The sequence below is a fragment of the Bradyrhizobium uaiense genome, from assembly GCF_010811875.1.
Taxonomy (GTDB): Bacteria; Pseudomonadota; Alphaproteobacteria; order Rhizobiales; family Xanthobacteraceae; genus Bradyrhizobium; species Bradyrhizobium uaiense.
In genome coordinates this window covers 1-1336 of record NZ_VKHP01000498.1, presented here as the reverse complement: position 1 = coordinate 1336, position 1336 = coordinate 1, and the positions used below count along the sequence as shown (strand labels likewise).

The window sequence follows — 1336 nt, the reverse complement described above, 5'->3', positions numbered from 1 at the left end:
AGACCAGGCTTGGCAAGATCACCCGGGCGGGCGACGAGGACCTGAGACGGCTGCTCGTGATCGGGGCTACGGCGGTGATCCAGCAGGCCAGACGTGGACGCGGTCATCACTCGCGCTGGCTGCTGGCACTGATCAAGCGCAAGCCGCCGAAGCTTGCAGCGGTGGCGCTTGCCAACAAGGTGGCGCGCATCGCCTGGAAGCTGATGACGAGCAATGAGAGTTACGACGTTGCGCGGCTGGATGCCGCCGGAGCAGTCGCCGCCTAACAGATTGGCCGACCGGCGGACGCGTTCGCCGGCCAGCCGGAAGCTGCAGGAGCAGATGGAGCGATCGATCGAGCAACGATGCGAGACATTCCGTGGGACCCATTGGCCGCCAGCAGGTCGCCAGGTTGTTTGGAACTCGCATCGCGCAAACCATCTTGGCCAGCGGTCTACCCGATCGCACTCAACAGGCCGGACATATGGATGCAAGCGATCCGATCTCACCAGAAAGCTCTTGTGCCACGGGGGCCGTCCACATATGGGTCCCGGCTGTCGCCGGGACGACGAGGGGATAGTTTCTTGTGCGGCCTGCGAGATGCGCCTATTTCTGCGGCCCCGACAGCGAGATGTCGCGCTCGGCGCGAAACACGTTGCTGTAGAGGTTGGCGATCCATTGCCGTCCGCTGGAGGTGATGTTGAGGTGGCGGATCGCCTTTTGCACATGCGGTGCCACGCTGTCCCAGTAGAAGCGCGGATAGAGTTCGACGAGATCGGCCGGCGAATCGTAGCCGAGCTGGCGGTTCAGTCCGGCCTCCTCGAATTCGAGGTACAGCGCGTTGGCCTTGCGGATGTAATGGGGATCGCCGAGCTGGCCGATCAGGTCGGCGGCCCGCAGCAGGATGGCCTCCTCTCCGAACTCCTCATTGCCGTCCGGAGCGGTTTGCGGAAAGCGTGTGCCCTCGATGGCGCGCACAATGCGCTCCTTGTCGAGCAGCGCGACGCCCTTGAGCCGCTCCATCACGAAGATCTTCGAGCGGTCGACGTGATAGGACATCAGCCCCGCATCCGACGAGCCGCGCGGCAGGATCACCTTGCGGCCATCGGCGGCAACCAGATAGCCGTTCTCGTCGTCGGCATCGAACAGCCCGCGTACATAGCCGATGTCATGGGTGAGGCAGGCGATGATGACATGCGCATAATCCTCCGCGCTCATGTGCGAGTGCAGCGCGCGGCCGCGCAGGATGGCGTGGCCGGCCAAGGTTACCAGCATGGTATGCTCGACATTGTGATAGAGCGCGTCGCTGTTGCCGATGCATTCGAGCGCGATCCGCGCGATCGAGGGCACCATCTCG

Annotated in this window: 1 protein-coding gene and 1 pseudogene; one reads left to right on the top strand and one right to left on the bottom strand. The window is 63.8% G+C overall.

Annotated features, from left to right (window positions below):
- A pseudogene (locus FNJ47_RS46090) lies at positions 1-266 on the top strand (IS110 family transposase); the annotation flags it as partial.
- Positions 267-585: 319 nt separating this feature from the next.
- Here the strand turns inward: FNJ47_RS46090 and FNJ47_RS46085 are convergent.
- Positions 586-1336, bottom strand: a 751-nt coding sequence (locus FNJ47_RS46085) for a metal-dependent phosphohydrolase (RefSeq protein WP_236000591.1), incomplete at its 5' end; no start/stop codon positions are given.